This window comes from Mucilaginibacter robiniae, assembly GCF_012849215.1.
Lineage (GTDB): Bacteria > Bacteroidota > Bacteroidia > Sphingobacteriales > Sphingobacteriaceae > Mucilaginibacter > Mucilaginibacter robiniae.
This window is the reverse complement of the sequence record NZ_CP051682.1, coordinates 383440-407238: the sequence shown is the minus strand read 5'-3', so window position 1 is coordinate 407238 and position 23799 is coordinate 383440. Positions and strand designations below refer to the sequence as shown.

24 protein-coding genes are annotated in these 23799 nt (G+C 41.3%); 12 read left to right on the top strand and 12 right to left on the bottom strand.

What is annotated here, in order from left to right; all coding sequences use genetic code 11:
- Positions 1–7: 7 nt before the first annotated feature.
- From HH214_RS01910 to HH214_RS01865, 10 genes are all read right to left on the bottom strand, one after another.
- Positions 8–1018 carry a glycosyltransferase family 4 protein gene (locus tag HH214_RS01910; RefSeq protein WP_169605731.1) on the bottom strand — a complete coding sequence of 337 codons (1011 nt, stop codon included), beginning with the start codon at positions 1016–1018 and terminating at the stop codon, positions 8–10.
- Positions 1019–3295, bottom strand: coding sequence for a glycosyltransferase family 4 protein (locus tag HH214_RS01905; protein ID WP_169605730.1), 2277 nt, complete (start codon positions 3293–3295; stop codon positions 1019–1021).
- A 342-nt stretch (positions 3296–3637) separates the two neighbouring features.
- Entirely contained in the window at positions 3638–4828 is a 1191-nt protein-coding gene (locus tag HH214_RS01900) for an aspartate aminotransferase family protein (protein ID WP_169605729.1), read from the bottom strand.
- 62 nt (positions 4829–4890) lie between these two features.
- Positions 4891–5418 carry a hypothetical protein gene (locus HH214_RS01895; protein WP_169605728.1) on the bottom strand — a complete coding sequence of 176 codons (528 nt, stop codon included), beginning with the start codon at positions 5416–5418 and terminating at the stop codon, positions 4891–4893.
- The gene (locus HH214_RS01890) at positions 5399–6133 is read right to left on the bottom strand and encodes a hypothetical protein (protein WP_169605727.1); all 735 of its coding nucleotides are present in this window, start codon (positions 6131–6133) and stop codon (positions 5399–5401) included. The genes HH214_RS01895 and HH214_RS01890 overlap by 20 nt, the downstream gene beginning before the upstream one ends.
- 55 nt (positions 6134–6188) lie before the next feature.
- Entirely contained in the window at positions 6189–6743 is a 555-nt protein-coding gene (locus HH214_RS01885; protein ID WP_169605726.1) for an RNA polymerase sigma factor, read from the bottom strand.
- A 91-nt stretch (positions 6744–6834) separates the two neighbouring features.
- On the bottom strand, positions 6835–7302 hold the full coding sequence (gene bcp / locus HH214_RS01880) for a thioredoxin-dependent thiol peroxidase (RefSeq protein ID WP_169605725.1): 468 nt from the start codon (positions 7300–7302) through the stop codon (positions 6835–6837).
- 5 nt (positions 7303–7307) lie between these two features.
- Positions 7308–9023 (bottom strand): M23 family metallopeptidase, encoded by a 1716-nt coding sequence (locus HH214_RS01875; protein WP_169605724.1) that lies wholly within the window; start codon positions 9021–9023, stop codon positions 7308–7310.
- A gap of 4 nt (positions 9024–9027) precedes the next feature.
- Positions 9028–9639 carry a fumarylacetoacetate hydrolase family protein gene (locus HH214_RS01870; protein ID WP_169605723.1) on the bottom strand — a complete coding sequence of 204 codons (612 nt, stop codon included), beginning with the start codon at positions 9637–9639 and terminating at the stop codon, positions 9028–9030.
- A gap of 76 nt (positions 9640–9715) precedes the next feature.
- Entirely contained in the window at positions 9716–10237 is a 522-nt protein-coding gene (locus HH214_RS01865) for a T9SS type A sorting domain-containing protein (RefSeq protein WP_169605722.1), read from the bottom strand.
- 203 nt (positions 10238–10440) lie between these two features.
- Between HH214_RS01865 and HH214_RS01860 the strand changes: the two genes are divergently transcribed.
- A complete protein-coding gene (locus HH214_RS01860; protein ID WP_169605721.1) occupies positions 10441–12384 on the top strand; it encodes a KUP/HAK/KT family potassium transporter in 1944 nt (647 codons plus the stop codon).
- 3 nt (positions 12385–12387) lie between these two features.
- Positions 12388–13017 carry a phosphatase PAP2 family protein gene (locus tag HH214_RS01855; RefSeq protein ID WP_169605720.1) on the top strand — a complete coding sequence of 210 codons (630 nt, stop codon included), beginning with the start codon at positions 12388–12390 and terminating at the stop codon, positions 13015–13017.
- On the opposite strand, the gene HH214_RS01850 is transcribed toward HH214_RS01855, so the two are convergent.
- The gene (locus HH214_RS01850; protein ID WP_169605719.1) at positions 13011–13505 is read right to left on the bottom strand and encodes a VOC family protein; all 495 of its coding nucleotides are present in this window, start codon (positions 13503–13505) and stop codon (positions 13011–13013) included. The genes HH214_RS01855 and HH214_RS01850 overlap by 7 nt on opposite strands.
- Positions 13506–13562: 57 nt before the next feature.
- Between HH214_RS01850 and yihA the strand changes: the two genes are divergently transcribed.
- From yihA to HH214_RS01825, 5 genes are all read left to right on the top strand, one after another.
- Positions 13563–14165, top strand: a complete 603-nt coding sequence (yihA, locus tag HH214_RS01845; protein WP_169605718.1) for a ribosome biogenesis GTP-binding protein YihA/YsxC — start codon at positions 13563–13565, stop codon at positions 14163–14165.
- A 94-nt stretch (positions 14166–14259) separates the two neighbouring features.
- Positions 14260–15114 carry a UbiA-like polyprenyltransferase gene (locus tag HH214_RS01840; RefSeq protein WP_169605717.1) on the top strand — a complete coding sequence of 285 codons (855 nt, stop codon included), beginning with the start codon at positions 14260–14262 and terminating at the stop codon, positions 15112–15114.
- Positions 15102–15707 carry a Crp/Fnr family transcriptional regulator gene (locus HH214_RS01835; RefSeq protein WP_169605716.1) on the top strand — a complete coding sequence of 202 codons (606 nt, stop codon included), beginning with the start codon at positions 15102–15104 and terminating at the stop codon, positions 15705–15707. Before HH214_RS01840 ends, HH214_RS01835 begins: the two co-directional genes overlap by 13 nt.
- An 84-nt stretch (positions 15708–15791) precedes the next feature.
- Positions 15792–16724: an NAD-dependent epimerase/dehydratase family protein gene (locus HH214_RS01830; protein WP_169605715.1), complete on the top strand. Its 933-nt coding sequence runs from the start codon at positions 15792–15794 to the stop codon at positions 16722–16724.
- A gap of 102 nt (positions 16725–16826) precedes the next feature.
- Positions 16827–18527 (top strand): M3 family oligoendopeptidase, encoded by a 1701-nt coding sequence (locus tag HH214_RS01825; RefSeq protein ID WP_169605714.1) that lies wholly within the window; start codon positions 16827–16829, stop codon positions 18525–18527.
- Between the two features lie 148 nt (positions 18528–18675).
- On the opposite strand, the gene HH214_RS01820 is transcribed toward HH214_RS01825, so the two are convergent.
- Positions 18676–19332 carry a phosphatase PAP2 family protein gene (locus HH214_RS01820; RefSeq protein ID WP_169605713.1) on the bottom strand — a complete coding sequence of 219 codons (657 nt, stop codon included), beginning with the start codon at positions 19330–19332 and terminating at the stop codon, positions 18676–18678.
- Between the two features lie 80 nt (positions 19333–19412).
- Here HH214_RS01820 and HH214_RS01815 point away from each other — a divergent pair, with 80 nt between their 5' ends.
- The 5 genes from HH214_RS01815 to HH214_RS01795 all read left to right on the top strand — a co-directional run bounded on the left by HH214_RS01815 (position 19413) and on the right by HH214_RS01795 (position 23744).
- On the top strand, positions 19413–21128 hold the full coding sequence (locus HH214_RS01815) for an amino acid permease (protein WP_169605712.1): 1716 nt from the start codon (positions 19413–19415) through the stop codon (positions 21126–21128).
- A gap of 40 nt (positions 21129–21168) precedes the next feature.
- Entirely contained in the window at positions 21169–21507 is a 339-nt protein-coding gene (locus HH214_RS01810) for a cupin domain-containing protein (RefSeq protein ID WP_211166289.1), read from the top strand.
- Positions 21508–21638: 131 nt separating this feature from the next.
- Complete coding sequence (locus HH214_RS01805; RefSeq protein WP_169605711.1) at positions 21639–21851, top strand: hypothetical protein; 213 nt, start codon at positions 21639–21641, stop codon at positions 21849–21851.
- Positions 21852–21962: 111 nt separating this feature from the next.
- The gene (locus tag HH214_RS01800; protein WP_169605710.1) at positions 21963–22766 is read left to right on the top strand and encodes an SDR family NAD(P)-dependent oxidoreductase; all 804 of its coding nucleotides are present in this window, start codon (positions 21963–21965) and stop codon (positions 22764–22766) included.
- 105 nt (positions 22767–22871) lie between these two features.
- On the top strand, positions 22872–23744 hold the full coding sequence (locus HH214_RS01795) for a flavin reductase family protein (RefSeq protein ID WP_169605709.1): 873 nt from the start codon (positions 22872–22874) through the stop codon (positions 23742–23744).
- Positions 23745–23799 lie beyond the last annotated feature (55 nt).

Sequence of the window (23799 nt, the reverse complement as noted above, 5' to 3'; positions counted from 1 at the left end):
CTAGTACCTACTTATTTAAAATTTGTTGATACAGCTTATAATAATCATCTACCATTTTCTCGCGCGAAAATTGGCTCTTTGCCCATTCATGGCAAGCTTGCCTGTCAATAACAGGCAATTCTTTTACGGCGTCTACGGCTTCCTCTACCGTGTTTACTAAAAAGCCGGTTTCCTGATCTTTAATCAACTCCGGCATTGAGCCTTTGTTAAAGGCAATCACCGGGGTGCCGCAAAGCATAGCTTCGGCTACACTCATGCCAAAAGGTTCGTTAAAGTTAATGGGGTGCAGCAGGGCTGCGGCTTTGCCTAATAGTTCGTTCCGTTTGTCTGGTCCGGCATGGCCTGCATAAACAATCTGTTCGTTATCAATAAAAGGCTCTACTTTTTCACGGTAATAATTTTCATCCTGAATAATCCCGGCTATCAGCAGTCTTCGGTTGCTCTTGCGGGCAATTTCAATAGCTTCGGCTGCACCTTTATCATGATGTATGCGGCCAAAATATACCAGATAATCATCCGGTTGTTCAGCCACTGCAAATTCCTGTGTATTTAAGCCATTGTACACGGTAGCCAGGTAATCCAGTTCAGGGCTGCGATCAGCATTGCTGATAGATACATAGTGCGACGTAGCATTATACTTTTTGTACACCGGAATGATTCGGGGTGATGAAAAACCATGTATGGTAGTTATTACCGGCGTTTTTATCAGTCCTGAATAAGTAAGGGGTAAAAAGTCGAAATTGTTATGTATCAAATCAAAGCTGCCTGCTTTTTCCATCAGGTTACTGATGTGTAAACATTCCAGCACTTTGGCATCCTGACTACGATCTTCCTCGTAACCTGTAGCACAAACGGCATCCAGCGTGCCCGCAGTGATAGAATCACCAGTGGCAAACAGCGTGACCTCAACGCCTTTCTTGATTAAACCTTCAGCTATGTTAGAGGCTACCTGTTCCCAAGGCCCATAGTGCCTGGGCGGTGTGCGCCAGGCAACAGGGGCTAATACGGCTACTTTCATTTAGCAAACTTCAAGACCTTGGCCGTACTTGTTATATTCGTATTCCAGCTCAAAAGCTTTCAACACAGTAAGGTGCGATATCATGTAAGCCAATGTACTTTCGGCACCCTGGTTACGGTTTATGCCAGTTGGTAGTAAACCATCGCAGCAACCTTTAGTTTCATGGTCATACAGTGGTGCACGCAAGGTATTTTCGCCCAAGAACCATTTATAGCTCAAGAACATTTTCTCAATATACTCAGGCTGTCTGAAGGTTTCATACGCTTTGAAATGCATCAATACCATGGCCATGGTTTCTATCGCTTGCTGATCGTAAGTAGGGAAGGTACCACCACGATAATACCAGCCATCATTACCAACAGGGCTCAAATAACCGTTTGATAAGGTAAGCTTATCTAGGAAAGCCATGCTTTCTAATGCAATACGCTTTACCTCTTCGTTACCGGTTATACTGCAAGAATGCAGTAAGGCTAAAGGTAATATTGCGTTGTCGTAGGTCATCATCTCCTCAAACCATTGCCAATCCGGCGTAGCTGTTTTTTCATAAGCTTCAACCAGTGGCTGTGTTAAGCGGATGAGTTCTTTAATCATACCTTCATCAGATGGCACTGCTTCCAAATACAGTGATATACCAATAACGGTATTAGCCATGCCCCGGATATGTTTTAACGCTTTGAAGTGCGTAAATGAACGATGGAATAGCTCTAACGCAAACTCACGGTAAGAATTGCTGGCAGCGCAGCCAATCAGATAACCTAAAGACCATATAGTGCGTCCGAAAGAATCTTCAGAGCCAATGTCGTCTAAGTAACGGCGATCAAAGCTCAGGAAGTTACGGAAGTTACCATCATCCGTTTGCATGTAGTGAATGTAGCTTAAGTAGATGGGCAGCAATTTAAAAGCTTCCGGGCTTTTATTACGTTGATAAGCCATCAATGCCATAATTAAGGCACGGGCATTATCATCCAGGCAATAACCTTCTTTTAGGTTAGGTATACCGTATTTAGCATGTTGTACGATACCAGTATCATCGGTTAAGCGCAGTATGTGCGCCAAGCTGAATTTTGGCATAATTTCGGGGTCAACAATGCTGTTGCGTAAAATTTTATCTCTGAAATCATGTTTGTTGCTGGCTTCCTGAGCTACTTTAATAAACTCAGAACCTATAACTGGCCAGCGCAGGTGCAAACCATATTCATAAGCATTTTGCTTCAAGGTTTGCATAGCTGCTTCATCATCAAAAAGCTCATTGATGGTATTAGCCAGTGCCTCATGATCTTTAAAGTCAAACAAGCGGCCGCGGTTGTCATCTAACAGCTCAGTAGCATGCCAATATGGGGTTGATACTACAGCTGCACCAGCACCTACTGCGTATGATAAAGTTCCGCTGGTGATTTGGGCTTCATTATGATATGGCGTTACATATACTGCTGCTGCAGTCAGGTAATCCATTAATTCTTCTTCAGTTACAAATTTGTTAATGAAGGTTAAGTTATTAGAAACCTTTAGCTGTGAAGCTAACAATTTTAAATAATCACGGTATTCTTCGCCCGAATGTTTTACTATACCAGGGTGGGTATTACCTAATATCACATACATCACGTCTGGATGCTTTTCTACAATTTTAGGTAAAGCTTTAATAACTACTTCTAAACCTTTGTTACGGCTTAGTAAGCCAAAAGTTAATAGCACTTTACGGTTTTTAAATGCGGATAGCTTTTTAACCGGGTTATTGGCAGGTGCTTCTAAATCAGGCACACCATGTTCAATAATCTGTATTTTTTCGGCTGGAATTTCATAAATGGTAGTTAGAAATTCAACAGCACGTTTGCTCATTACAATGATTTTTGCTGACTGCTCGGCAATTTCACGGATAATAAGCTTTTGTACGTAGCTAGGCTCACGTAGTATAGTGTGTAAAATAGAGATCAGAGGTTTTTCTAAACGATTAAGCAAAGGCAGTATATAAATACCGCTTTCGCCGCCGTAAATACCAAACTCATGCTCCAAAATACAAGCATCCACATCACTGGTATTAACGTAATTAGCTGCCTGAATATAATCTTTCTGGTGGTTTTGGCGGATAATATATTTAACCTCTGGCGGATACTCATACGCCTGCACACTATCCGAATCATTAATGGCTACTACATAGCCACCTTCTAAAGCCGACTTTCTTTCAGGAAAATTGGCATTAATGGCTCGCATTACATTCTGATTGAAGGTTGCAAGTCCGCATTCACGCGGAGGATACGTTGAGATATACGCTATTTTCATTGTAAGTTTATGTTCTTTTAGGTAACAGTAATTAGCTAATGGATAGATGAGCAGATAAAGTGTGTAGTAGAAATACACTAATGACTAAAAAAAAGGCCAGTGCTATTTTGAAAATCTTTTATCTGGTGCGCTAAATCACTATTGAGCAATTATTGCACATATATACGCATAAACTATACCAAATTTGCAGAATAGCCTAGTACAGTTGTTTAGATGCTTTACAGCAAATAAATTACTTTGTTACTATTTGTTTAACGGTGATGGTAAAAGGCTATGAATTTCATTAAAGAGAATGAAATTAGAATTAGATAAATACATTTATTACAGCTAATAAAACGTGTCTTAGGTAAGGCAATATTCTATAGCTTCTGTAATAATGCTACAGGCTTGTTCAATCTGCTGCTGATTGATGATTAAGGGAGGAGCAATGCGCATGGAGTTGCTGCAATGCAAAAACCAATCGGTAATTACACCTTGTTCAATACAGCGGTCAATTACCTTTTTGTTGAACTCAAAGCTTTCGAGTTCGGCAGCCAGCATCAGGCCCTTACCACGTATTTGTTTAATAGCCGGATGGTTCAAGCGTTCTTTAAACAAAGCCTCTTTGCTGGCTACCTGTTCAACCAGGTTATCATTTAATAATACCTCCAGCGATGCTAAGCCTGAAGCACAACATACCGGGTGGCCGCCAAAGGTAGTGATGTGACCTAGTATAGGGTTGTTCTTTAACGCTCCCATAATTTCAGTAGAGGCCACAAATGCACCCAACGGCATACCGCCTCCCAAAGCTTTACCTAACACCAATATGTCGGGTACAATGCCAAAGCCTTCAAAGGCAAACAGAGTTCCTGTACGGCCGAATGCAGTCTGGTTTTCATCCAGTATCAACAAGGTGCCTGTTTCATAACAACGCTGACGTAAGGCTTGCAGGTAGTCAGTATCAGGTACACGTATGCCAGCTTCACCTTGTATGGTTTCTATAATCACACAGGCTGTTTGTCGGGTAATTTTACTTAAATCTTCTTGATTGTTGAAATGAACAAACTGTATGCCCGGCAATAAAGGGCGATAAGCCTGCTTAAAATCTTCATTGCCCATAATGCTCAAAGCGCCTTGCGTACTGCCATGATAAGCGTTATGACAAGCAATAATTTGTTGCCTTCCGGTAAAGCGCTTCGCCAGTTTCATAGCGCCTTCTACCGCTTCAGTGCCCGAGTTGGTAAAATAAACAGATTGCAGTGTTTCTGGTAGTAACGATACCAGCTTTTCAGCAAAGCGTACCTGTGGGGTTTGTACATATTCGCCATACACCATTAGGTGCATGTACTTATCCAACTGTTGTTTTATTGCATCAATTACAGCCGGGTTGCTGTGACCAATGTTGCTTACGCCAATGCCAGATATTAAATCAATATAGGCTTTCCCTTCTGTATTGTACAGGTTGATGCCTTCTGCTCGTTCAAATTCCAGCAAAAGCGGGAAATCAGTAGTTTGGGCATTGTTATTTAAAAAAAGCTGGCGTAAGGTTAACATGGTACAAAAATAAAAAAGGCTTGCCAGTATAAGGCAAGCCTTGTTCAAAATACTATCATATCTTAGTAGGGGTTACCAGAGTCAGGACGTTCACCCAACTGTCTGATCAGCTCATCTTTAAACTCCCGCTCGCTTTTATAAATCAAGCTTACTTTCTGCGGAGGCAGTATTCGTAAAAACTCTTCCGTGTAATGCCTGCGTATATCTACCAACTTCTGGTCATAGTAGGCTTCACGGTCTAGCTGCTCGCGTCCGTTAGGCTGGCTATTGGAGTTGTTTTGACGTTTTAGCATCAGCGTAGTCCTGATTTCGGCCTCATACTGCCTGTACACGGGCCAAAATCGTTGCGCTTGTTCGGGCGACATGCCTAGCTTTAAGTTCATGTAGCCTTCTTTATAAGCTTCTATACGGCGAGCTGGCGCCATGCTACGGTTAGGGCGCTCCATCCGGTTCATGCGGTTATCCCTGAAACTGGCTGGCGGACCACCAAACTGACAAAACGCTTCAAAGCTGGTACACACAAATATAAAAACAAGCACTTGCCTGATTAGCGGCGCAATTCGGGACGTATTATTGTGTTTCCAGTTCATCTTGTAAAGCATTCTGCAAATTAGCATCATTAAAATCAGTACCCTCACTTGCTACCGTATGTTCCAGATCATTGGCATCGGTTTGTGTTTGCAGGTAAGATCTGATATCAGAAGTAGGTATTTGCATCAACTGCTGATGCAGGTAAGATTGGCTATGATCTGCTTGCGGCTTGTTGGTTTGTGTTACAAATATACCTACACCTGCAATCAGCACAATACATGCTGCCGTAGCATACTTAAATGCTGCCGAGCTGTAAAGCTTCCTGATTACACTTCGTTTAAGCTGGTTGTCGTGCTCAACTGTTTTTTGCAGTATACTTTCACTTAACTGATTGAAATATTCATCAGGTACGGTAAAAGCATTGGTATGAACGTCGGCCATTTCTTCCAGCTGAATGCGGCTGCTAATCTGCTCTTCTAATTGTTCAAAATACAAATCGGGCACAGTATGGCCATGAGGTTTGCCTTCCAGCATTTCCTCTATAGCAATCCTGCTTTCAATATTGTTGGTTAATTCAGTAAAGTAGTTTTCCGGAACTGTAAATCCTTCTGCGGCATCAGCCTGTTTTAAATCCTCTAATTGAACATATGATAGTATTCGCTGGCTTAAATCATCAAAGTAACCGGCAGGCACTGTAAACGGGTTACCAGCGTTAACCCCTTTAAGCCATGCTCCATCGTCCGGCCATTCTTTGTTATCCATATCGATTTCCATATCTCTTGTTAGATAGCGTTATTCGGTTAAGGTTTAATTCAATATTAGAAAATTTCTAATCTTTCTCTATTAAAAATGCCTCAATTTTTTTCACAGCCAAATGAAACGAGGCTTTTAATGCCCCAACACTGGTGCCCAACACTTCTGATATTTCTTCGTACTTCATTTCATCGTAGTACTTCATGTTGAATACCAGCCGTTGTTTTTCGGGCAGGGTTAACAATGCCTGCTGTAGTTTCATCTGTATCTTATCGCCGTTAAAGTAAGTTGAATCGGCTAATGATTCAGACAATTCATAAGCTACATCATCTAGCGGTACATTATTTTTCTGTTTCTTTTTGTTCAGAAAAGTAATACACTCATTGGTGGCTATGCGGTACATCCAAGTGTAAAGCTGGGCATCACTGCGAAAACCTGGCAGGTTCTTCCATACTTTTACAAATATGTCTTGTACCAGGTCGTCAGCATCGTCATGGTTAATCACCATACGGCGCACATGCCAGTAAATTTTTTGCTGATATTTTTTCAGTAACAAGCTAAATGCCTGGTTCCGGGTTTTCTCGTCCTGGAACTTACTGAGTATTTCGGTATCACTAACCTGTGCTGACATCGATGCGGCGAATATTTGATGAATTTTTACAGCCCGGGTTTAACGGGCCCGCAATATTTTGCGAAAATAAGTATAATAATTAATTTGTAAGCTATGCCTGCAACAAGCTTAAAACCTGCTGTGAAGCATTCTTAGTATCTACCTTTTCAAGAACTTTACTGATTACTCCTTCCGGATTGATAATAAAGGTAGTGCGTGCAGTACCCATATACTTTTTACCGTACATGTTTTTTTCTACCCAAACGCCATACTGGTTCACAATCTGCTGGTCGTTATCAGCTATGAGTACAAAAGGAAGGTTGTATTTGGTTTCAAACTTTTTGTGCGATTTTTCATCATCGGTGCTTACGCCAATTACTTCATAACCCAATGAAGCTAATGATTGATAATTATCTCGAAAATCGCAAGCCTCTGCTGTGCAACCAGGTGTGTCATCTTTCGGGTAAAAATATAATATTACGGTCTTACCCAGGTAATCAGATAACGAAATGGTTTTGCCATTCTGGTCGGTAGCGGTAAAGTTTGGGGCTTGGTCGCCTTCTTTTAATATTGTGGCCATAGTACTTATCGGTAAAATTCTGCGGTGTAGGTTTTTGTGTTGTCTTTGTTATCAGTAACAGTAAACTCAAAAGTATGTTTACCCTTAGCTAGTGCATCATCAAAGGTGTGCTTGTAAATGCGGGTTTTATAATCCTGTTCTACCAATACCCACTCGCCATCAATTTTACCGACATAGCTTTTTATGCCCGATAAATTATCACTGGCTTTCAGCGTAATACTGCGTACACCAGCCATACTACTGCCATTGTGAATGTTAATAGGTGTAATTACCGGTGCTATGGTATCTATACGAACATAGAAATCACCAAAGCTGGCTGGTTTGGCTTTAACGTAACCATCTTGGTAAATACCGCCTACCGAACCGGCAACTGTATTGAAGATGATTGCTTTATCGGCATAGCGGCCTATGTTACTGTTGGGCTTAATCCAAAGCTGAAAACCCTCGTGCAAAGGCGTAAATTTGTTATGAATACGATGTGTGGCCGAATAAGCGCCCGGCTTTTGCGGCAAGGTAGCATAGTTAAAGTCCAGGTCATCGTACAAATTGCCGACAGGTACAATCACTTTAACAGCATCAGTACTAAAATCGTTTGGCGTATTGTAATGAAACAGCGTACCTGTTGGGTTAAACACCGGGCGGTCTTTCATGATACTGGCTTGTACTTTCAATTTGAGTGTTGAGGTGTTACCTGCCACGTCCTTTACAACATATTCTACATCGTGTAATAAAGTATCGCTAAAATGCATAATACCTCGGTTTACCGATTGCGGATAGATAGTAATATGGCTGCCCGGTAATATAAAGCATTTCTGGATCATGCTTCTGGTAAGCTGAAATTGCGGATAATCAATGTATGCATTAATAGCATGAGTTTGATCAAAAGCAAACCGTTCAACCGCAAAGGTGTAAACTGTTTGCCCATCCAGTTTCATCTCCAGCGAATACAAGCCATTACGGTTGAACGATGTGCTGTTCATATCCGTAGCTGTAATGCCAAAGCCAACATCACCACTCAGGTTCAACGTTTGTGGTTGGGTAAGGTGATAATTACCACCTGCTCCCGTTATACTTAAATGCTGCCGCAAAATCTTTTCGCTGAATGGCTGCCCGTTCAGGTGGTAAATAGTAATGCTGTTCAGTGTAGGCGGAACATGGTCAGGAATAGTTAAGCCGAGCAGTTGTGGGTTAATGGTTTGCTCGGTTGCCGAATCGCGTATTTCAAAGTGCAGGTGCGGACCGGCAGAACCACCGGTATTGCCCGACCAGGCAATAACTTGCCCCTTGGTAACCGGGAACTGGAAAGGATCAAGCTTAAAGTCTACCTCGAAGCTTTGATGCTGTTGCTGATAAGCACGCACTGCTTTAGCCAGTTCCGGGCTTAAATGATCCAGGTGCCCGTACACCGTAGTATAACCACCCGGATGGGTGAGGTACACGGCATTGCCAAAGCCAGCTAATTGTACCCGTAAGCGCGATACATAACCGTAATTAGCGGCATGCACCGGGTACCCAATGCGCTGGTTGGTTTTAAAATCAAGCCCTGAATGGAAATGGCTCGGGCGTAGCTCTCCAAATGAACCGGCCGTGCTGGGTGGTAAATCCAGCGGATACCAGAACATATCTTTAGGATAAGTATGGGTTTGTATCGGCTCTTGAGCGTACAGGTTGAGCGAAAGGCATAGGTATCCCAGTAAAGCCCTAAATACTTTTGACTTCATTCAACTATTTTACGTAAAAATCAAGCATTTTTTGGCCTTCCAGATAGCCTTCCAACCGGTCACCTATGTTTACTTTAGCTACACCTTCAGGGGTGCCGGTAAATATAAGGTCGCCTTTTTTCAAGGTAATATAGCGAGATACAAAAGCAATAATCTGCTCATATGAAAACGATAAATCACGAGTGTTGCCGTCCTGACGGGTTTGCCCGTTTACATCCAGTTTAAGGTTGAGGTTGCATAAATCCTGAAACTGGCTTTTCGGTACAAAGTTACTGATAGGAGCAGAGTGGTCGAAAGCCTTAGCTAGTTCCCAAGGTAAGCCTTTTTCTTTATGACGGCTTTGCACATCACGGGCGGTAAAGTCAATACCCAAGCCAATTTCGTCAAAGTAGTCGGCAGCGTACTTTTCAGCAATGTGCTTACCTTCTTTGCTGATTTTCAATACCAGCTCAATTTCATGATGTACATCTTCAGAAAATTCTGGCAAGTAAAAAGGCTTGTTATCTTTTAACAAAGCCGTATCAGGCTTCATGAATATGACAGGTACGGTAGGTACCGGGTTGTTCAGTTCTTTAGCATGTTCGGCGTAGTTACGGCCTATAGCAATTATTTTCATGGCAAATGTATGGTAAACGCCAAAGCTAAAAATAATTTTGCCCGCTAAAACACGTTAATTTCTGAAAAAAGTAAATTTATAAAATGGTAATTCGCTTAATTACCGATTCGGTGCCGGCCATAACACGTAAGAAATAAAAGCCGCTCGTAAGCCGGTTGGTCATGGATTGCGTAAACTTCTGTTCGCCGGGTTCAACCCTTTGTGAAAAGGTTAAAACAGTATTCCCTAGTACATCCACAATTTTTATGGTCACATTAGCATTACGCGAAACCGTATAACGCAAGTTAAGCTGATCGGTAATTACGTTAGGGTAAGTTTGTACGTTGCTCAGCAGTTTATCATCTTCACGCGGTGTGGTAGGCTTAACGGTAGCATAAACCAGCGGTTTAAGCAACGGCATGGTTTTTAAACCGGGTACAAGTCCGTTGTTACTCAGATTTTTCAGATATGCTATTTTGGCGTTTGAACGGGTACGCTTAAAATAAGTAGAATCAGTTTTCTGAGCTGAGTACGATGGAAAAGTGTAGGCAAAATTTATGGATATCGCTGCCGCAATTAAAATTATCCATAACTGATTAAAAGTATATCTTTGCCCCATTATTCGTATTTGCTATGCAAAGGTATGAATTAAGCTATAATACGTTACCCCAATGTAGCACTTAATAAAGTATTTTTAACAATTTTTAACAAAACATGGTTTTAAAAGTTATGCTAATAACTTGCTGTTACAAAGTGTATAGCACCATATAAGCGTATACATTTACAAACGTTAATTTAGACAAAAAAAATTTTATATTTAAAGTGTCGAGTCATAAAGATCTGCAAAAACTGACATTAGGCGGACTGCTAATCAGTTTGGGAATTATTTACGGCGATATTGGTACCTCACCGCTGTATGTGTTTAAGGCAATTGTGGGTTCACAGCATATTTCTGATGCGTTAGTGCTGGGCGGTGTCTCGTGTATTTTCTGGACACTGACGCTGCAAACCACTATCAAATATGTGGTAATCACCCTACAAGCTGATAATAAAGGTGAGGGTGGTATATTTTCCTTGTTTTCTTTGGTAAGGCGAAGGGCCAAATGGCTCATTATTCCGGCAGTAATAGGTGGGTGTGCCTTGCTGGCCGATGGTATTATTACACCACCTATCACTATTTCATCGGCAATTGAAGGTTTGCAAACCAGGTTTCCGCACCTGCCTACGGTCCAGATTGTAATGGCTATTATTGCCATGCTGTTTTTTATACAGCAATTCGGTACCTCCCTGGTGGGTAAGGCTTTCGGACCTATTATGTTTTTGTGGTTTACCATGATGGGGGTGCTGGGTATTGTGCTGATTGCACAGATGCCTTCAGTTATTAAAGCATTAAATCCGTATTATGCATACCATTTATTAACTACCAACCCTGGTGCTTTCACTATTTTAGGTGCTGTGTTTTTGTGTACTACCGGTGCTGAGGCTTTATATTCCGACTTAGGTCACTGCGGTCGGTCAAACATCCGGGTAAGCTGGATATACGTAAAGGTGTGTTTGATACTGAATTATTTAGGGCAAGCTGTTTGGCTTTTGCAGCGCAATGGTCAAGTTATTGACCTGAATAAGAATAATCCTTTTTACCAGATTATGCCGCATTGGTTCCTGATTTATGGTATCGGTATAGCTACTGTAGCAGCTATTATTGCCAGCCAGGCGCTGATATCTGGTTCATACACGCTGATTGCCGAAGCCGTACGGTTGAACTTGTGGCCTAAGGTGAAAATTAACTACCCTTCAGAACAAAAAGGGCAATTGTATGTGCCAAGTATCAACTGGTTATTATGCTTTGGCTGTTTAGGTGTGGTATTGTTGTTTCAGCATTCCGATAAAATGGAAGCTGCTTACGGTTTAAGTATTACCGTAGCCATGCTCATGACTACCATTTTGGTATCCAGATTTTTGAAACGCCGTAAAGTGCCTAGCTATATTATTAATCTTTTCCTGGCGGTTTACCTGATTGTAGAAGGTATTTTCTTATATGGTAATCTAGGCAAATTTGTAGAGGGTGGCTGGTTTACCCTGAGTATGGGTGCTGTGCTGTTCAGTGTAATGTGGACCTGGCATACCGCGCGTAAAATACGTAACCGTTACATCAAGTTTGTTGAGATAGAAGATTATTACGATATATTAAAAGAGTTGAGTGATGATGAATCGGTGCCTAAGTATGCCTCCCAACTGGTGTACTTAACCAGTGCCAACTTTAATTCGGAAGTAGAATCAAAAATTATTTATTCTATTTTACAGAAACAACCTAAACGGGCTGATATTTACTGGCTGGTGCACGTTGACGTAATGGACGAGCCTTATACCCGTAACTACGAAGTTGACTTCCTGGTTCCCAATAAACTCATTCGGATTGATTTTAAACTAGGCTTCCGGGTTGAGCAGCAGATTAGTATGCTGTTCCGCAAAGTAGTGGAAGATCTGGTGAAAAAAGGAGAGGTAGATATTACCAGTAAGTATGAATCATTGAACAAACGTAGAATTGTAGGTGATTTCAGGTTTGTGGTGATTGAAAAGGTGTTCTCGCGTTCGCACAGTATGTCTCTTTACGAGCGTTTTGTGATGGCTTATTATGCTCAACTTAAAAAAGTGAGCATTTCTGAAGAGCGTGGCTTTGGCTTGGATTTAAGTTTTGTTACGGTAGAAAAAGTACCACTGATGCTGGCTGATCCGGAAGCAGTAGTTATTAACCGTATTGTATAATTCATGCAGAAGGCACAACTAATAGCCTTTTGCGTAGGGTTAATCTGTATTCTGAGTTCGTTTAATGCACGAGCCCAGAATGCAGATATTAATTTGCTTAAGTATATCAATTCAGGTGTACATACCGGGCCCGACAAGGTTTGGCGCTATATAAGCGATAAATCTTACCTAATTGATGCTGCTGTACCCGTAACCTTACTGCTTTGCGGTTATCATTATGAATACCGTTTGCTAAAACGGGATGCTTATGCTGCCGGTGCTTCTCTGCTGGTAGCCGGTGCTGCTACCTTGGTTCTGAAAGAGGCCATCCGTCGCGATCGGCCTGCAACAACTTATCCCGACGTAATTACGCAGAAAACACAGGCCAGTCGGTACTCATTCCCCTCTATGCATACTTCTATGGCTTTTGCAACAGCCACATCATTAAGTATGGCTATACCTAAATGGTATGTGATTGCACCATCATTTGCTTATGCCGGCGCAATAGGTTATTCACGTATGTATCTGGGCACACATTACCCGAGCGATGTGTTGGGGGGAGCCGTGGTGGGCGCTGGTTCGGCTTACCTGAGCTGGAAGGCACAACAATGGCTTATTAAGCGCTGGGAACGCAAACACCCTATAGTTTACTGATGCAATTCGGCCAGTAGGCTTTCTATGTTCAGTTTTTTAGTAAACATGGTTAAGCTGCCATCCGGGTTATGTGGCCACTCTTCACGTGGGCGATCCCAATACAATTCTACACCATTCTGGTCCGGATCATCTAAATAAATGGCTTCTGATACCCCATGATCAGATGCGCCGGTAATATGCGGGTATTTGGCATCCAGTAAGCGTTGCAGTATAGCAGCCAAATCTTTGCGTTCAGGATATAATATAGCGGTATGGTACAAGCCGGGATAATGTTCAGGGGCAGGAACAGAATCTTTACTGTGCCAGGTATTCAATCCAATATGATGGTGGTAGCCACCAGCCGAAATAAAAGCAGCTTGTTCGCCATATTTCATCATTAAATTAAACCCGAGCAAGCCACAATAAAAGTCGAGAGCGCGTTGCAGATTACTTACTTTTAAATGTACGTGACCGATGCGCGTTTGTGCAGGTATCTGATAATCAATCATAATGTAAATATATGTTTGAACATCAAATTTAAGATAAACAACCCTTATCTTTGTGTCATGATTGTAAAATCTGCTGAGTTTGTGTGCAGCAACACGCAAATATCCAAATTACCCCCACCGGAAAAACCGGAGTATGCTTTTATTGGCCGATCGAATGTTGGTAAGTCATCGTTAATAAACATGCTTACTAATAAAAAGGGATTGGCTAAAACCTCGCAAACGCCCGGTAAAACACAGTTGATTAACCACTTCTTAATCAATGAAAATTGGTACCTGGTTGATTTACCTGGTTACGGTTATGCCCGTATTTCAAAAAGCAAAAAGGAAGACTGGGATAAGTTTATCCGCACTTACCTGGACAAGCGCGAAAGCCTGCAATGTGTGCTGGTGCTGATTGACAGTCGGCTAGAACCGCAAAAGATTGATCTGGCTTTCTGTAACTGGCTGGGCGAAAAAGGACTTCCCTTTGTACTGGTATTTACCAAAGCTGATAAACAATCAGGCCTGAAAACCGATCAGAATATAGCCAAGTTCAAGAAAGCACTATCGGCAACCTTTGAAGAAGTGCCGACCTGCTACGTAACTTCATCTGAAAACAAGCTCGGTAAAGATGAAGTGCTGGGGTTTATTGATGAGGTGAATAAAGGATTTACTATGTAGCTGTCAAAGTTATAAGCTACTTTGTTAAACCTGCAACAAGATGCACAAGGCTTATATTCCCCTTTTACGAGGGGAATAACAAATAGATATTGAAATGAAAAAATATTTTTCGCTCGTTACTTTTTCGCATACCATATTCGCCATGCCATTTGCTTTTATAGGCTTCTTTTTGGCAGTTACTACTACCGATTATAAGTTTGAATGGTATAAACTTATTTTGATGTTGCTGTGTATGGTATTTGCACGCAACTCAGCCATGTCGTTCAACCGGTACCTGGACCGTGATATTGATGCCATTAACCCGCGCACCAAAATGCGTGATATACCAGCCGGCCGCATTTCGCCAACAGCAGCTTTAACCTTCACTATCATAAACTGTGTATTGTTTATGGTAACTACTTGGTTTATTAACTTGTTGTGTTTCTACTTAGCGCCAATAGCCTTATTGATAGTATTAGGATATAGTGCTACCAAACGCTTTACGGCATTATGTCATTTTGTATTAGGTTTGGGTTTATCGCTAGCACCTCTTGGCGCTTATTTAGTGGTGACTGGGCATTTTGCATTATTACCCGTTTTCTTTTCGTTGGCAGTAGTATGTTGGGTAAGTGGCTTTGATATAATTTATGCCCTGCAAGATGAAGAGTTTGATCGTGGTCAAAACCTGCACTCCATTCCCAGCCGGCATGGCATTGTGAATGCTTTAAGATTCTCTACCTTTTTGCATGTGCTTTCGGCATTATTTGTCATACTTCCGGCATTTTATACACATGTAAGTATTCCTTATTATCTGGGCATATTGGTATATTGCAGTATGCTGGTGTACCAACATCGATTGGTAAAACCTACAGACTTAAGTCGGGTTAACTTTGCCTTCATGACTACCAACGGTATTGCCAGCGTAGTTTTTGCATTATTCTTTTTACTGGACAGAATATGGATAAGGTAACTGCATTTACTGTTTTCAGGAAGCAACTGAAGAATTTAGTAGTTTTTAATGATGAGGAGTGGACCATTTTTGAGCAGTACCTTCAGCTTTCTACCTTAAAAAAGAAAGATCATTTTATAAAAGCCGATGAGGTTTGTAAACAAGTAGGCTTTATTGTTTCTGGTTCGGTACGTTTGTATCACCTTAAAGATGGCGAAGAAATAACCGGCTACTTTTGTTTTGAAAATGAGTTTATCAGTTCGTACAAAAGTTTTATACAGCAGCAACCCGGCTATGCCTACATACAAGCTTTGGAAGATACTTTGCTGGTTATCTTTGATTATAAAAGTTTACAGCAACTCTTAGCCAACCAAATTACGGCTTACAAAATGGAGCGATTTGGCCGGTTAATAGCCGAATACTTGATTTGCTGTTATGAAGATCGTGTACACTCGTTTGTAACACAAACCCCGGAAGAGCGTTATGCTGAACTATTAAATAGTAATGCGCCACTTTTGCAGCGTGTACCACAGCATTATCTGGCTAATTTTTTAGGCATCACGCCGGTTTCACTTTCCCGTATCCGCAAGCGCATGTTTGAACCGGCACGATAAGGTGCTTGTAATTTTTCTTATCTTTTGTTAACGTTTTGATGGCTAGTAGGCTGGTAGCTTTGGCTTAATCAAAAAGTAAAAGATATGCATACCATTTTTGGCGCAGGCGGACCTACTGCCAATGCCCTTACTACCGAGTTAATAAAGCAAGGTCAGCCTGTTCGGTTAGTTAGCCGCAGGCCAGTAGCTATTCATAATCCACAAGTAACGTGGCAAAAAGCCGACTTGCTGCAATATGCCGAAGTGTTGCAGGCCGCTCAGGGTTCAAGCATCATTTACTTTTGTGCTGGCTTGGTGTATGATAAAAATGTTTGGCAACAGCAATGGCCTGTTATTATGCAAAACATGATTAACGTTACTAAAGAAACCGGAGCCCGGTTCATTTTCTTTGATAACGTTTACATGTACGGGCTGGTAAATGGTTCCATGACGGAGCAGACACCCTACAATCCTATTAGTGTAAAAGGTGAAGTACGTGCTCGTATAGCTACTCAATTAATGGAAGAAGTAAAAGCCGGAAATATTAGAGCTACCATAGCCCGCGCTGCCGATTTTTACGGATCTGAAACAATGAACAGCTTTTATGATAGTATGGTGTTAAATAAATACGCACAAAAACAACGTGCACAATGGTTGGGTGATGTGAACACCAAACATAGCTTCACCTATGTAGCCGATACGGGTAAAGCCATGTATTTGCTAGGGCAAAATTCTGAAGCTGATAACCAGATTTGGCATTTGCCTACAGCGCCTGCACTTACCGGTAAAGAGTTTATTGAACTAGCAGCAAAAGCTTACCAGGTGGCTCCTAAGTATAGTACGGTTAATAAGTTGATGTTGCAGTTAGCTGGTTTGTTTAGTAAACTAATTCAGGGTACGGTTGAAATGTATTACCAGTACAATCACGATTATATTTTTGATTCAACCAAGTTTGAAAAGGCATTTCAGGTTAAACCAACTACCTATGCAGCGGGGATAAAGCAGGTATCAGAAACACTGATTAAGCCTAAAGCATAACTTCTGGGTAGTTTCAATATCCATCCTTGTATCAATTTCCTTGAATTGATTTGTTTTATCATTGGCATAGCTGCACATTTGCACATCTGCATAATATAAAACATGATACAACCTAAAGATAGAACGTATATACCAGCACAGCTGGACATTAAATGGGAAAATTTAGAACCCCTTTTTCAGGAATTACTGAACCGCGAAATTAACTCGGTTGCTGATTTGGAACAATGGCTGCGTGATCGTAGCGAACTGGAAGCCGCTTTAGAGGAGGATTTTGCCTGGCGGTACATCCGCATGACCTGTGATACGACTAATGAAGAGTTGCTACAAAATTTTCAATACTTTGCAACAGAAGTAGAGCCCAAAGTAGCACCTTACAGCAACGAGCTGAATAAAAAGCTGGTTAACAACGGCTTTTTCAACGATCTGGATCAGGATAAATATTTTGTTTACCTGCGTAGTGTTAAAAAATCATTGGAGTTGTTCCGGGAAGAAAATATTCCTATCCAAACTGAAATACAGGTAGAGCAGCAGAAGTATCAATCTATTACCGGTGCTATGTCGGTACATATTGGTGAGAAAGAGTTTACTTTAGAACAGGCTGCTGCTCTATTAAAAGATACTGCCCGCAGTAAACGTCAGGAAGCGTGGGAAAAGATTACTGCCCGCCGCTTACAAGATAAACAGCAATTAAACGAACTTTTTGATTTGCTGCTGGTGCTGCGCCACAAAGTATCCTTAAACGCGGATTTTGGAAACTTTAGAGATTACATGTTCCAGGCACTAGGCCGCTTTGATTATACGCCTCAAGATTGTTATGCTTTCCACGAAGCTATAGAAACTGAAATTGTACCTATTTTACGTGAGCAAGCTGAAAAGCGCAAAGCAGCTTTAGGGTTGGATTCTTTGAAACCTTGGGACATGGATGTCGATACTACCGGCAAGCCAGCCCTGAAACCTTTCTTAAACGGTGCTGATTTGATTGATAAATCTATTCAGTGCTTCCGCAACATTAGTCCGTATTTGGGCGAGCGTTTGGAAATTATGAAAGCTAATGACTTGTTTGATGTAGAAAGCCGCAAAGGTAAAGCGCCGGGAGGCTATAACTATCCGCTGGCAGAAACCGGTGCACCATTCATCTTCATGAATTCAGCTAATACATTCCGTGACCTGACCACCATGGTGCATGAAGGAGGCCATGCGGTGCATACTTTTTTAACCGCCGGTTTGGAATTGAATGATTTTAAACATACGCCTTCTGAAGTAGCTGAACTAGCTTCCATGTCAATGGAGTTGATTTCTATGGATAACTGGGATGTGTATTTCAGTGATGCAGAAGAACTAAAACGTGCTAAGCGGGACCAGTTGGTAGATGTGTTGAAAACATTGCCTTGGGTAGCTGTAGTCGATCAGTTTCAGCATTGGTTGTACACCAACCCCGACCATACTGATGTACAGCGTTATGATGCTTGGAAGCAAATTTATGAGCGCTTTGGTGCTGGCTTTATTGATTGGAGCGAGTACCCTGAAGCAGAAGCTAACTTGTGGCAAAAGCAATTGCACATCTTTGAGGTGCCGTTTTATTATATAGAGTATGGTATGGCTCAATTAGGTGCTATTGCCGTATGGAAAAACTACAAAGAAAATCCGGAAAAAGGCTTGCAGCAATACTTGGATGCCTTAAAGCTGGGTTATACCAAAACCATTAAAGAGATTTATGAAACTGCTGGTATTAAGTTTGATTTCAGCGCCAGCTATGTAAAAGAACTGGCAGTCTTTGTAAAGAGCGAAATGGATAAGCTTTAAAAAATAAAACAGTGTCATTGCAAAGAATGAAGCAACCTCTATGCTGACAGACATACATTCATGTCTATGCAGAGATTGCCACGCTAACGCTCGCAATGACACTGTGTTTTATTGTTATTGATTTCATTTTGACGCTGCCATCCAAAATCTATCTTCTCAACAATCCCTTATTCCACCTTTGTGATTTCATAAATGGAAGGCCGTCCAGCCAGGTAATCCAGATTACGGTACCCATAGTGCCGATAATAGAACCGGCAGTTACATCTTCAAAAAAGTGTTCGCTCAGGTACATGCGCGAGTAAGCTACGGCTATCGCCAGCAACAAATAGATAAAGCCCAAACGCTTGTTAACGGCTAAGTAGGAGAGTACCGTAGCCGCTGTAAATGCCGAAACGGTATGGCCTGACGGAAAGCTGTTCGTCGTCATTAAATGAACACCTTTTACAAAGTGTATGTGATTAAGCTGTTGTGCAAAGTAAATAACGGGGCGCTTAGCATGGTAAATATGCTTTACAATTTGTACCAGTATGCCCGTAAAAGCAAAGCTGGTTCCCAACAGCAAAGCTTTGCGATAGCTTACCAATAAAAATCCAACAGATAGGGTAACCACAGTAATGCCTTCCCCTAAACTGGTAGCGTAAGTAAAAAAGTGATCGGCTAAAGCATCGTAATGCGCATTAATGGCATAATAAATAGCCTCACGCGTGTAGGATAGCTTAATTATTAAACAAGTAATTAATATAATGAGGTAAGGAACAAATAATAGCCTTATTTGGTGTAAAACGTCGGTTATGCGGGTGTTCATGGCGCAAATTAAACACATTTATGCGCAATCAGTTCAAAATTTTGGCTATGTTTGGTGCAGCTTCCGGATAAATTCCCCTTATGTCAAAAAGCATATTTCGAAAAAAATCGCTCGACAAAATTTTAGCTGATGTAGCAACTGGTTTTAGTGATGGCGAACACTCTGGCAATCATCTACGTAAAGAACTTCGTGTTAAGGATTTAACCCTGATGGGTATAGCTGCCGTAGTAGGAGCCGGTATATTCTCAACTATAGGCGAAGCTTCATTCAACGGTGGGCCAGGCGTAACTATATTGTTTGTGCTAACTGCTATTACCTGCGGCTTTTCGGCTATGTGTTATGCTGAGTTTGCATCTCGCATACCAGTAGCGGGTAGTGCCTATACCTACGCTTATGCTTCTTTTGGTGAACTAATTGCCTGGATTATTGGTTGGGATTTGTTGATGGAATATGCCATAGGTAACATTGCCGTAGCCATATCCTGGAGTGAGTATTTTGTAAACCTGTTGGAGGGCTTTCATATCCGCATGCCGGGTTACCTTACCATGGATTACTTTTCGGCCTTTAAAGCGCACGAGCAGCTGCAAGAGTTAACAGCAAAAGGCCAATTAGGTGCTATTACCGAAAAGATGAAGGCTGCTGCCTTAGCCTGGACCAGTGCGCCGGGTATAAACAATTTTAAACTGATTGCCAATATACCGGCATTGTTTATTGTAATCGTTATTACCTATTTAGTTTACGTAGGTATCCGCGAAACTAAAAAGGCTACCAATGCGATGGTTATGCTTAAAATAGCTATCGTGATAGCGGTAATCGTATTAGGCTTTTTTTATGTTACCCCAGCTAACTGGCATCCTTTTATGCCTAATGGTTTTGGTGGCGTAATGAAAGGAGTATCGGGTGTGTTTTTTGCTTACATCGGCTTTGACGCTATCTCTACCACTGCCGAAGAGTGTGAGAACCCGCAGCGTGATTTACCGCGCGGCATGATTTACTCACTGATTATTTGTACTGTATTATACATCCTGATTGCTTTGGTGCTAACCGGTATGGTTAGCTATAAAGATTTGCAGGTAGGCGATCCATTGGCTTTTGTGTTTTCGCATGTGGGCTTAAAAAAAATCAGTTATGTAATTTCTGTTAGTGCGGTAATTGCTACGGCCAGTGTATTGTTGATTTTTCAGTTAGGCCAGCCCCGTATCTGGATGAGCATGAGCCGTGATGGTTTGCTGCCTAAAGCTTTTTCACGCATTCACCCCAAATATCAAACGCCATCTTTTTCAACTATTGTAACGGGCTTTGTGGTAGCTATACCTGCCTTGTTCATGAATTTAACCGAGGTAACCGACCTAACCAGTATAGGCACTTTGTTCGCTTTCGTGCTGGTATGCGGTGGCGTGTTGCTGTTGCCTAAAGAAGCTGCTCAGAAAGGGAAGTTTCAAATTCCTTACATCAATTCGAAATGGATAGTACCTGTTATATTTATTGCAGGTATGTTTATATTCTGGAAGCCGATGATGGGGTTATTTTCAGGTGAAAACCGGCATGAGAATTTTCCTTATTTCTTATTCATCATTCTTTCAGCAGCATTAACCGTTTTGGCTTTTGTTAAAAATTTATCGCTTATACCAGTACTAGGCTTGCTAAGCTGTTTTTACCTGATGACTGAATTGGGTTACACTAATTGGCTTCGTTTTTTAATATGGTTGATTATAGGTTTAGTTATTTACTTTACCTATGGCTACAAAAACAGTCAGTTAGGGAAGCAGGATGGCGTTTGGAAAGAATATAATTGATAACAGCTTACGTTGAAGTAACTAAACTATTAAGGAGTTAATGATGGATGCATCTATATTTCGCCAGTTTGCCGATATTCCCGTAAAAGAAATAGCGCCGGGCTTTTTATCACGTTTTGTACATACGGACACCAATACGTTAAATTTTATTGAAGTAAAAGCTGGCTACAGTGTGCCCATCCACCAGCATGTTCATCAGCAATGTGCTTTTGTGCTGGAAGGGCAGTTTGAATTAACAGTTAATGGTGAAGCACAAATTTTAGATTCAGGTACTTTTGCTGTTGTACCTTCCAATGTGCCTCACGGCGGCCGGGCAGTTACAGATTGTAAACTGTTGGATGTTTTTTCACCTGTACGTGAAGATTACAAGGCTTTATAAATATGGCTTAACGTATGCTGCGTGAAATTTCTTTTTGTTTTACAAGTATTTAGCAGAATTTTAAACTGTTTTGCTTGCATCTAGTCAGATAGTTTAGTACATTAAGCTCACCTTAATTAAACTAAGCGAAGATGAAAAACAACACCAATCCGACCCAAAGTCTGGGCTTTTTCAGCGCTGATGGGTTTTTTCAACCTATTAGTGTATTAACTGCCAACAGTTTAGAATTTGTAAGCAAATCAAAGCTGGAACTGGAAGATTTACTGCAAGATCATTTACTACACGAGCGTTATGAAAAATGTGCAATCATACGCGATGAGCTCTTAAAAAGACAGCAAGCTTAATTTCAATTCAGCTAGTGGATTAGCTACTGTACAACTATTTGTTTTTACAAAAATGTTTGGCATAGTTATGGTTTATTAACTCATGGTTAATAAAGTTAAAAACCACATCCTATGTCAAACACACAAAAATATGCACTGATTACTGGTGCTAGTTCAGGTATCGGCTATGAGTTAGCCAAGATATTTGCCCGCGAAAAATACAATTTAGTATTAGTTTCACGCAATCAACAAGAATTAGATAAAGCTGCTGCTGAATTTAAGCAGAACGGCGTTGAAGTAGTAACCATAGCTAAAGATTTGTTTAGCAATGATGAAGCTTTTTCAGTATATGATGAAGTAAAAGCAAAAGGCATTCAGGTAGATGTATTAGTAAATGATGCCGGTCAAGGTTTATACGGAGAATTTGTAGATACCGATATTAAACGTGAGCTGGATATTGTAAACTTGAACATCGGTGCAACCCTGATTTTGACCAAAAGCTTTTTGAAAGACATGGTAGCACGCAAAGAAGGTAAAATTTTGAATTTAGCTTCTATTGCCAGCAAGCTGCCAGGTCCATGGCAATCAGTTTACCATGCTACCAAAGCGTTTATCTTGTCGTTCTCTGAAGCTATCCGTGCCGAAGTGAAAGACTCGAACATAACCGTTACCGCTTTGATGCCAGGTGCTACCGATACCGACTTCTTTAACAAAGCCGATATGCAGGATAGCAAAATGGTTCAGGATAAGAGTTCAATGTCTAATGCGGCCGATGTAGCACAAGATGGTTATGATGCTTTAATGGCAGGCGATGATAAAATCATTTCTGGTTTTAAAAATAAAGCACAAGTAAATATGAGCAACGTAGTGCCAGATAGCGCATTAGCTGCCAACATGTATGAGCAACAAGCTCCGGTAGATAAAGACCAAAAATAATCAGGATCTCTGAAACTAAACAGCCTGAATAGTTTGAACTATTCAGGCTGTTTAGTTTCAGAGGGTTTGCTATTAACTTTTTACATATCCAGTTGTTAGTTGCCTATGCTTTCCATTAAAACTACAGATATTGAACCTACTAAACTGTACGGCTATTTGAACCATGCAGTCGCACCACGTCCTATTTGCTTTGTATCTACTATAAATGCTCAGGGGCAGGTAAACCTGAGTCCGTATAGCTTTTTTAATATGGTTAGTACCAATCCGCCGGTTTGCGTGTTTTCACCCAGCAATACCAGTAATAATGAGCCTAAACATGCTTTACAAAACGTGCAGGAAGTGCCCGAGTGTGTAATCAATTTAGTCAGCTACCCGATGGTACAACAAATGAATGTAGCCAGCGCTCAGTTTGATAAAGGCGTAAACGAGTTTGTAAAAGCTGGCTTTACCGAACTTCCTTCCGACATGGTAAAGCCGCCACGTGTGGCTGAAGCACCTGTGCAGCTAGAATGTGTGGTAACGCAAATTATACCGTTGGGTAATCAGCCTAACTCCGGCAACCTGGTAGTGGCCGAAATTAAGGTGACGCACATACAAGATAATGTATTAGATGCTCATGGCCGTATGGACCAAACCAAACTGGATTTAGTAGGCCGCCTGGGTGCCGACTGGTACTGCAGAACCACACCGGAATGTTTGTTTAAAGTTCGTCGCCCAATTAAAAGCATTGGTATTGATGATTTACCTGCGTTCATCCGTAACTCGGACGTGTTATCCGGTAATGATTTAGGCATGCTGGCTAATATCGAGCAATTACCCAGTAAAGAAGAGGTGGAAGCTTTTGCCAGTCAGGCATCTATTGCACCTTTATTACAGCAAAACGATACAGCTATATTTCAGCAAGCCAAACAATGGTTAAATGAAAGTAAAGTTGATGAGGCACGGTTATTATTGCTTAGTTCGGGTGCTAACTTGTAAATTCAACGATGCACAAGTTATCCTGATTTAAAACTATTTTTTAGGTTTGCAGCCC

What these genes read in the sequence shown, in the direction of transcription:
- HH214_RS01910 (WP_169605731.1), bottom strand. Translation starts at nt 1,018, where the DNA reads ATGAAAGTAGCCGTATTAGCCCCTGTTGCCTGGCGCACACCGCCCAGG.
- HH214_RS01905 (WP_169605730.1), bottom strand. Translation starts at nt 3,295, where the DNA reads ATGAAAATAGCGTATATCTCAACGTATCCTCCGCGTGAATGCGGACTT.
- HH214_RS01900 (WP_169605729.1), bottom strand. Translation starts at nt 4,828, where the DNA reads ATGTTAACCTTACGCCAGCTTTTTTTAAATAACAATGCCCAAACTACT.
- HH214_RS01895 (WP_169605728.1), bottom strand. Translation starts at nt 5,418, where the DNA reads ATGAACTGGAAACACAATAATACGTCCCGAATTGCGCCGCTAATCAGG.
- HH214_RS01890 (WP_169605727.1), bottom strand. Translation starts at nt 6,133, where the DNA reads ATGGAAATCGATATGGATAACAAAGAATGGCCGGACGATGGAGCATGG.
- HH214_RS01885 (WP_169605726.1), bottom strand. Translation starts at nt 6,743, where the DNA reads ATGTCAGCACAGGTTAGTGATACCGAAATACTCAGTAAGTTCCAGGAC.
- bcp (WP_169605725.1), bottom strand. Translation starts at nt 7,302, where the DNA reads ATGGCCACAATATTAAAAGAAGGCGACCAAGCCCCAAACTTTACCGCT.
- HH214_RS01875 (WP_169605724.1), bottom strand. Translation starts at nt 9,023, where the DNA reads ATGAAGTCAAAAGTATTTAGGGCTTTACTGGGATACCTATGCCTTTCG.
- HH214_RS01870 (WP_169605723.1), bottom strand. Translation starts at nt 9,639, where the DNA reads ATGAAAATAATTGCTATAGGCCGTAACTACGCCGAACATGCTAAAGAA.
- HH214_RS01865 (WP_169605722.1), bottom strand. Translation starts at nt 10,237, where the DNA reads ATGGGGCAAAGATATACTTTTAATCAGTTATGGATAATTTTAATTGCG.
- HH214_RS01855 (WP_169605720.1), top strand. Translation starts at nt 12,388, where the DNA reads ATGCAGAAGGCACAACTAATAGCCTTTTGCGTAGGGTTAATCTGTATT.
- HH214_RS01850 (WP_169605719.1), bottom strand. Translation starts at nt 13,505, where the DNA reads ATGATTGATTATCAGATACCTGCACAAACGCGCATCGGTCACGTACAT.
- yihA (WP_169605718.1), top strand. Translation starts at nt 13,563, where the DNA reads ATGATTGTAAAATCTGCTGAGTTTGTGTGCAGCAACACGCAAATATCC.
- HH214_RS01840 (WP_169605717.1), top strand. Translation starts at nt 14,260, where the DNA reads ATGAAAAAATATTTTTCGCTCGTTACTTTTTCGCATACCATATTCGCC.
- HH214_RS01835 (WP_169605716.1), top strand. Translation starts at nt 15,102, where the DNA reads ATGGATAAGGTAACTGCATTTACTGTTTTCAGGAAGCAACTGAAGAAT.
- HH214_RS01830 (WP_169605715.1), top strand. Translation starts at nt 15,792, where the DNA reads ATGCATACCATTTTTGGCGCAGGCGGACCTACTGCCAATGCCCTTACT.
- HH214_RS01825 (WP_169605714.1), top strand. Translation starts at nt 16,827, where the DNA reads ATGATACAACCTAAAGATAGAACGTATATACCAGCACAGCTGGACATT.
- HH214_RS01820 (WP_169605713.1), bottom strand. Translation starts at nt 19,332, where the DNA reads ATGAACACCCGCATAACCGACGTTTTACACCAAATAAGGCTATTATTT.
- HH214_RS01815 (WP_169605712.1), top strand. Translation starts at nt 19,413, where the DNA reads ATGTCAAAAAGCATATTTCGAAAAAAATCGCTCGACAAAATTTTAGCT.
- HH214_RS01810 (WP_211166289.1), top strand. Translation starts at nt 21,169, where the DNA reads ATGATGGATGCATCTATATTTCGCCAGTTTGCCGATATTCCCGTAAAA.
- HH214_RS01805 (WP_169605711.1), top strand. Translation starts at nt 21,639, where the DNA reads ATGAAAAACAACACCAATCCGACCCAAAGTCTGGGCTTTTTCAGCGCT.
- HH214_RS01800 (WP_169605710.1), top strand. Translation starts at nt 21,963, where the DNA reads ATGTCAAACACACAAAAATATGCACTGATTACTGGTGCTAGTTCAGGT.
- HH214_RS01795 (WP_169605709.1), top strand. Translation starts at nt 22,872, where the DNA reads ATGCTTTCCATTAAAACTACAGATATTGAACCTACTAAACTGTACGGC.